At 58.7% G+C, this 6,368-nt stretch carries 6 protein-coding genes and 1 pseudogene; 6 read left to right on the top strand and 1 reads right to left on the bottom strand.

Annotated elements, in window-relative coordinates:
- From R6T97_RS04445 to R6T97_RS04420, 6 genes and pseudogenes are all read left to right on the top strand, one after another.
- Window positions 1-167 (top strand): annotated as a pseudogene (locus R6T97_RS04445) (acetate kinase); the annotation flags it as partial.
- A complete protein-coding gene (locus R6T97_RS04440; protein WP_410348096.1) occupies window positions 168-932 on the top strand; it encodes a sulfite exporter TauE/SafE family protein in 765 nt (254 codons plus the stop codon). It begins immediately after the preceding pseudogene.
- Between the two features lie 11 nt (window positions 933-943).
- Complete coding sequence (locus R6T97_RS04435) at window positions 944-3,766, top strand: molybdopterin oxidoreductase family protein (protein WP_410348095.1); 2,823 nt, start codon at window positions 944-946, stop codon at window positions 3,764-3,766.
- Complete coding sequence (locus R6T97_RS04430; protein WP_410348094.1) at window positions 3,763-3,942, top strand: hypothetical protein; 180 nt, start codon at window positions 3,763-3,765, stop codon at window positions 3,940-3,942. Before R6T97_RS04435 ends, R6T97_RS04430 begins: the two co-directional genes overlap by 4 nt.
- Window positions 3,939-4,700: a 4Fe-4S dicluster domain-containing protein gene (locus R6T97_RS04425; RefSeq protein WP_410348093.1), complete on the top strand. Its 762-nt coding sequence runs from the start codon at window positions 3,939-3,941 to the stop codon at window positions 4,698-4,700. Before R6T97_RS04430 ends, R6T97_RS04425 begins: the two co-directional genes overlap by 4 nt.
- Window positions 4,700-5,572 carry a dimethyl sulfoxide reductase anchor subunit family protein gene (locus R6T97_RS04420; protein WP_410348092.1) on the top strand — a complete coding sequence of 291 codons (873 nt, stop codon included), beginning with the start codon at window positions 4,700-4,702 and terminating at the stop codon, window positions 5,570-5,572. Before R6T97_RS04425 ends, R6T97_RS04420 begins: the two co-directional genes overlap by 1 nt.
- 82 nt (window positions 5,573-5,654) lie before the next feature.
- Here R6T97_RS04420 and R6T97_RS04415 read toward each other — a convergent pair.
- The coding region (locus R6T97_RS04415) for an ABC transporter ATP-binding protein (RefSeq protein WP_410348091.1) at window positions 5,655-6,368 on the bottom strand (714 nt) is incomplete at its 5' end.

Raw genomic sequence — 6,368 nt, 5'->3', positions numbered from 1 at the left:
ATGCCGTCGCCTTCACCGGCGGGATTGGAGAGAATGCAGCGCCGATACGCGAACGGATCATGGAATTGCTATCATTTTTTGGCGATGTGCCGGTGCATGTCATGGCGGCAGACGAAGAAAAACAAATTGCCCGGGATGCCTTTGCCCTGATCGCGGAAGGCCGCTGAATGTTCGAAACCCTGCTGACTGCCACCAATCTGACCGGAAATGAATTCCTGATCCTGACAGTGATCGTCGTTGTCGCTGGAATCGTGCGGGGGTTCTCGGGCTTTGCACTCTCGGCCATCGTGATGGCCAGCGCCGTCATCATCCTGCCGCCTGTGCAACTGATCCCGATCTGCTGGTGGCTGGAAATGACCGCATCGGTCCTGATGGCAAGGGGCGGCTGGCAAGTGGCCGACCGCGGTGTCGTCGCAGGCTTGGTCATCGGGTCGACGCTGGGTGTGCCGTTCGGCCTGCTGTTGACGACATCCATTTCTGTCGAAGCCAGTCAATTGATCGTGCTGACATTGATCATCGTGTTGGCCATTACGCAACTGGCCAAGATCCGTCTGGCATTTCTCGCGACCAGGGCCGGTCTATGGGGATCGGGCTTTGCAGCAGGAGTCGCCACAGGCTTGGCAAGCGTAGGTGGCATGGTGATCGCAATCTACGTACTGTCCCAAGATGCGCCAGCCGCCAAAATGCGTGCGGCGCTTGTCCTGTTCCTGTTCGTCAGTTCCCTGACCACGGTGATCGCCTTGCTTTGGTTCGGCGTGATGGACAGCACCGCCGCCGCACGCGGCTTGAGCCTCGCAATCCCGACCACAATCGGCGTGATGATCGGGCAATGGCTATTCATACCCCGTTTCGCCGCATATTATCGTCCACTCTGCCTGTCATTGCTTTGCGCCTTGGCCGGCACCGCACTTCTTCGCACACAATTCGCTTGAAAGGTCCACAGATGTCACTTGATCAACCCCAACTTGATACATCGCCAAAGGTTTCGGACGAAGTCCGCAAGACGACCTGCTACATGTGTGCCTGCCGTTGCGGGATCAATGTACATATGAAGGAAGGCAAGGTCGCCTATATCGAAGGCAACCGCGACCACCCCGTGAACAAGGGGGTGCTTTGCGCCAAAGGTTCTGCCGGCATCATGCAGCACAACGCGCCATCGCGCCTGCGGGCACCCCTGAAGCGCGTCGGTGAACGCGGATCGGGCGAATTCGAGGAAATAAGTTGGGAAGAGGCGCTGACGCTGGCGACGGAATGGCTGGCACCGGTGCGCGAAAAGCACCCTGAAAAGCTTGCCTTCTTCACCGGCCGCGACCAGTCGCAGTCGTTCACCAGTTTCTGGGCGCAAGGGTTCGGCACCCCAAATTACGCCGCACATGGCGGGTTCTGCTCGGTCAATATGGCTGCCGCCGGCATCTATACGATGGGCGGCGCGTTCTGGGAATTCGGCCAGCCCGATTGGGACCACACAAAACTTTTCATGCTGTTTGGCGTCGCGGAAGACCACGACAGCAACCCGATCAAGATGGGGATCGGCAAGATCAAGGCACGCGGCGCGCGGATGATCGGGGTGAACCCTATTCGTACCGGCTATAACGCCGTCGCCGACGATTGGGTCGGGATCACTCCCGGCACCGATGGGCTGTTCATCCTCGCCATGGTCCATTGCCTGATGAAAGCGGGCAAAGTCGATCTGGATTATCTGGCGCGCTTTACCAATGCCTCTGTGCTGGTGAACGAAGACCCCAATTCCGAGCAATTCGGGCTGTTCCTGCGCGACGATGACGGACAACCGCAGGTCATCGACCGGCGCACCGGTCAGCTTGCCCCATGGAACGGCAAAGGCGTAGAGCCTGATCTGTCCGGCACCTACCGCGCCAAAGGTGTCACGCACCGCCCTGTCTTTCACCAGATGGCCGACCGTTATCTCTCGGAGGACTACGCGCCGGAAGCCGTGTCAGAGCGTTGCGGCATTTCTGCCAAGCGCATCCGAGCGATTGCGGCAGATCTGGCACGCGTCGCATTTGACGAAGCGATCGAGCTTGACCGCCCATGGACCGACTTCCGTGGTATAAAGCACGACAAGATGGTCGGACGCCCTGTGTCCTTCCACGCCATGCGCGGGATATCGGCACACTCCAACGGCTTTCAGACCTGCCGCGCGCTGCATGTACTGCAAATCCTGCTCGGCTCTGTCGAAGTGCCGGGCGGCATGCGGTTCAAACCGCCCTACCCCAAGCCCGCGACGGCCCACCCCAAGCCGCATGGCAAAGTCACACCGGGTGCGGCCCTTGATGGCCCGCACCTTGGGTACACGCAGGGGCCGGAGGATTTGTTGCTTGATGCCGAAGGCAACCCCACCCGCATCGACAAAGCCTTTTCTTGGGAAAACCCGATGTCGGCACACGGCTTGATGCATATGGTGATTTCGAACGCCCATGCAGGCGTACCTTACAAGATCGACACGCTGTTCATGTATATGGCGAATATGTCATGGAACTCTTCCATGAACGTAGGTGGCGTACATAATATGCTGACCGACAAGGACGAGAACGGCGATTACGTGATCCCCAAGATCATCTACTCCGATGCCTATTCGTCCGAGATGGTGGCCTACGCTGACCTGATCCTGCCCGATACCACCTATCTGGAACGGCATGACTGCATCTCGCTGCTGGACCGTCCGATCTGCGAAGCCGACGGCGTGGCCGACGCGATCCGCTGGCCCGTAGTGGAACCCGACCGTGATGTGCGCGGCTTCCAGTCCGTGCTTTGCGACCTCGGTGCGCGGCTTGGCCTGCCGGGCTTCGTGAACGAGGACGGAAGCCAGAAATATCAGGACTATGCCGATTACATCACCAACCACATCCGCCGCCCGGGCATCGGCCCGCTGGCCGGCTTCCGTGGCAATGGCGATGAACATGGGCGCGGAGAGTCAAACCCCAACCAGCTTGACCGCTATATCGAAAACGGCGGATTCTGGATTGAACATGTGCCCGAAAACGCTGCCTACTACAAACCGTTCAGCATGGACTATCAGGACTGGGCGGTGAAGATGGGCTTCTACGATGCGGTTCAACCCTACATTTTCCAGCTTTATGTTGAACCCCTGCGCAAGTTTCAGGCTGCCGCCGAAGGCATCGGAGAGCGGCAACCGCCCGAACACCTGCGCGAACGGCTGAAACTGACGATGGACCCGCTGCCGATCTGGTACGGCCCGTTGGAAGACGACCAGGTCGATCTGGACGAATACCCCGTCCACGCACTGACCCAACGGCCCATGGCGATGTACCACTCGTGGGGCACGCAAAACGCATGGCTGCGGCAAATCCACGGGCATAATCCGCTTTATGTGCCGACCAAGATCTGGGAAGCAAACGGCTTCAAGGAGGGCGACTGGGCCAAGGTGTCCTCGGTCCACGGCGAAATCGTGGTTCCGGTGGCGCATCAGGCATCGCTCAATGCCAATACGGTCTGGACATGGAACGCCATCGGCAAACGCAAGGGGGCATGGGCTTTGGACGAGAAAGCACCAGAGGCCACCAAGGGCTTCCTGCTCAACCACCTGATCCATGAGTTACTGCCACCCAAAGGTGACGGTCTGCGCTGGGCGAACTCCGACCCGATCACAGGACAGGCGGCATGGTTCGACCTACGCGTGAAGATCGAAAAATCCGACGTGCCGAACGAGGCACAACCGGTCATGCCACCCATCAAATCGCCAGTACCCAAGGGGCCTGACGAAATCGCATGGAAGGTGGGAAAATGACAAACCGGCAAGTTTTGTTGCTTATAGCAACCTTCGTTGCACTGACCCTCGGCAGTTTCATCTGGTTCATCGCCACATGGGACAACCGTCAGGCCAATGTGCAAACCCACCCCTTCATCTTGGCCGAAACACTCCTGCCGGAGACGCCGAAACTTGCCAGAGGAATGATGCTATGACCCAACTTCCCCCACCCTCAGCCAAAAAGCTCGGCCTTGTCATCGACCTTGATACCTGTGTCGGCTGTCACGCCTGCGTGGTGTCCTGCAAAGGCTGGAACACCGAAAATTATGGCGCGCCACTGTCTGACCAGCACGCCTATGGTGCGGAGCCTTCGGGGACCTTCCTGAACCGGGTGCATTCCTACGAGGTGCAACCCGAACAGGGCGAAGCGCAACTGATCCACTTTCCCAAATCCTGCTTGCACTGCGAAGACGCGCCTTGCGTCACCGTCTGCCCGACGGGTGCAAGCTATAAACGCGCCGAAGACGGCATCGTTCTGGTAAACGAAAGCGACTGCATCGGTTGCGGGTTGTGTGCCTGGGCCTGCCCTTATGGTGCACGGGAACTTGACGCCAAGGAAGGTGTGATGAAAAAATGCACCCTTTGCGTAGACCGTATCTATAACGAAAATCTGCCCGAAGAAGACCGCGAACCCGCCTGCGTGCGGACCTGCCCTGCCGGTGCGCGGCACTTTGGTGATCTGGGCGATGTCGACAGCGATGTCTCCAAGCTTGTGGCGGAACGTGGCGGGTTCGATCTTATGCCCGAACAAGGCACCAAGCCGGTCAACAAGTACCTGCCGCCGCGTCCCAAGGACGAAATGCCCGAATTCGATGTGCTCTCCCCCTATCTTGAACCGATCGCCAGCGACGGCAAAGGCTTTGTCGGATGGCTCGACAAAGCCCTCTCATCACTGCCCGGAGGAGCCAAATAATGCATCCCGCAACGTCCGTTATCATTTTCAACACCTTCTCGGGCCTTGGCTTCGGCCTGCTGTTCTGGTTGGGCTTTGGCGCGCTGGTCCCTACAGGCCTGAGCGCCTTTATCTGGTTCACGATCGCCTATCTTCTCGCGGTGGGCGGCCTGATCGCGTCCACATTCCACCTTGGCCACCCGGAACGGGCCATCAAGGCGTTCAGCCAGTGGAAAACCAGCTGGCTCAGCCGTGAAGGGATCTGCGCCGTTTTCGCTCTGATCGTCATGGCAATATACGGGGCCGGGCTGGTTTTTGCAGAAACACGTCTGGCGTTGGTCGGCATCGTCGGCGGCATAGCGTCGCTCGGGGTCGTTTTCACAACATCCATGATCTACACGCAGATGGCGACTGTGCCGCGCTGGCAGCATTGGACGACACCTGCGATGTATCTGTTGTTGTCGCTTGCAGGCGGGGCGCTGCTGTCAGGGCAGATCAGGAACGCCACTATACTTTTGATTGCGGGGGGCATCCTGCAAATTTTCGCATGGGCCTCCGGTGACGGGCGGTTCAAGGCCTCCGGCACCAATATGGAAACGGCGACCGGCCTTGGCCACATCGGCAAAGTACGCGCGTTCGAGCCGCCACATACCGGCACAAACTATCTGATGCATGAATTCATCCATCAGGTAGGGCGTAAACATGCGCAGCAGTTGCGGATCATAACAATTGGTCTGGCGTTCGTGCTGCCGGTGGTCTTGCTGCTTTTGCCTTTCAACCACACCCTCGCCGCACTGGCTGTTCTCAGCCACGTTGCCGGCGTACTCACCTTACGCTGGCTTTTCTTCGCACAGGCCGAACATGTGGTAGGGCTTTATTACGGCAAACGCTGATCCCGTTGCCGTTATTATTGGCCTAAAAATATCCTGGGGGAGGCCCGTCAGGGCCGGGGGCAAAGCCCCTCCCCCGCCAAACTCAAGTCCGGATGCGCTGCTCGGTCTTGGCATCGAACAGAAAAATACGGCCAGGATCAATGCTGATCCCCACTCTCGCATCCGCCGGTGTCCGTTCGTCACCGCGTTCTTCCACGACAATCCGTTCACCGGTGTCGCTGGTCAGATAGGCGAAGGATACACCACCAAGGCTTTCGATCAATTCGACCGAATGTGTGTCACCATCTGGATCAATCACGATGTGTTCGGGCCGTGCGCCAACGCTGACGGCTTTGCCTTCGTATGCTGTGCTGATCAAATTTTCATAGCGCGCGCCCAAGCCCGGGGCCTCTACAGCCCCGCTCTTTACGGTGCCATGCACAAAGTTCATCGCAGGTGAGCCGATAAAGCCGGCGACAAACTTGTTGTCCGGATCACGATACAAGTCCATCGGGGCACCAACCTGTTCGATCACGCCAAGGCGCAGAACGACGATCTTGTCCGCCAGTGTCATCGCCTCGACCTGATCGTGAGTGACGTAAATCATCGTTGCGCCGATTTCCTTATGCAGGCGCGCGATTTCGACGCGCATTTCGACGCGCAGTTCGGCATCGAGGTTCGAAAGCGGTTCGTCGAACAAAAACACCTCCGGCCCCCGCACAATCGCACGGCCAATCGACACCCGCTGGCGCTGGCCGCCGGAAAGGGCTGATGGTTTGCGATCCAGATAAGGCTCCAGCTTGAGAATGCGTGTCGC

Source organism: Yoonia sp., from assembly GCF_046498525.1.
In the GTDB taxonomy this organism is placed as follows: domain Bacteria; phylum Pseudomonadota; class Alphaproteobacteria; order Rhodobacterales; family Rhodobacteraceae; genus Yoonia.
The sequence above is the reverse complement of the archived record's forward strand: the minus strand, read 5'-3'. Positions and strand labels throughout refer to the sequence as shown.

What these genes read in the sequence shown, in the direction of transcription:
- R6T97_RS04440 (WP_410348096.1), top strand. Translation starts at nt 168, where the DNA reads ATGTTCGAAACCCTGCTGACTGCCACCAATCTGACCGGAAATGAATTC.
- R6T97_RS04435 (WP_410348095.1), top strand. Translation starts at nt 944, where the DNA reads ATGTCACTTGATCAACCCCAACTTGATACATCGCCAAAGGTTTCGGAC.
- R6T97_RS04430 (WP_410348094.1), top strand. Translation starts at nt 3,763, where the DNA reads ATGACAAACCGGCAAGTTTTGTTGCTTATAGCAACCTTCGTTGCACTG.
- R6T97_RS04425 (WP_410348093.1), top strand. Translation starts at nt 3,939, where the DNA reads ATGACCCAACTTCCCCCACCCTCAGCCAAAAAGCTCGGCCTTGTCATC.
- R6T97_RS04420 (WP_410348092.1), top strand. Translation starts at nt 4,700, where the DNA reads ATGCATCCCGCAACGTCCGTTATCATTTTCAACACCTTCTCGGGCCTT.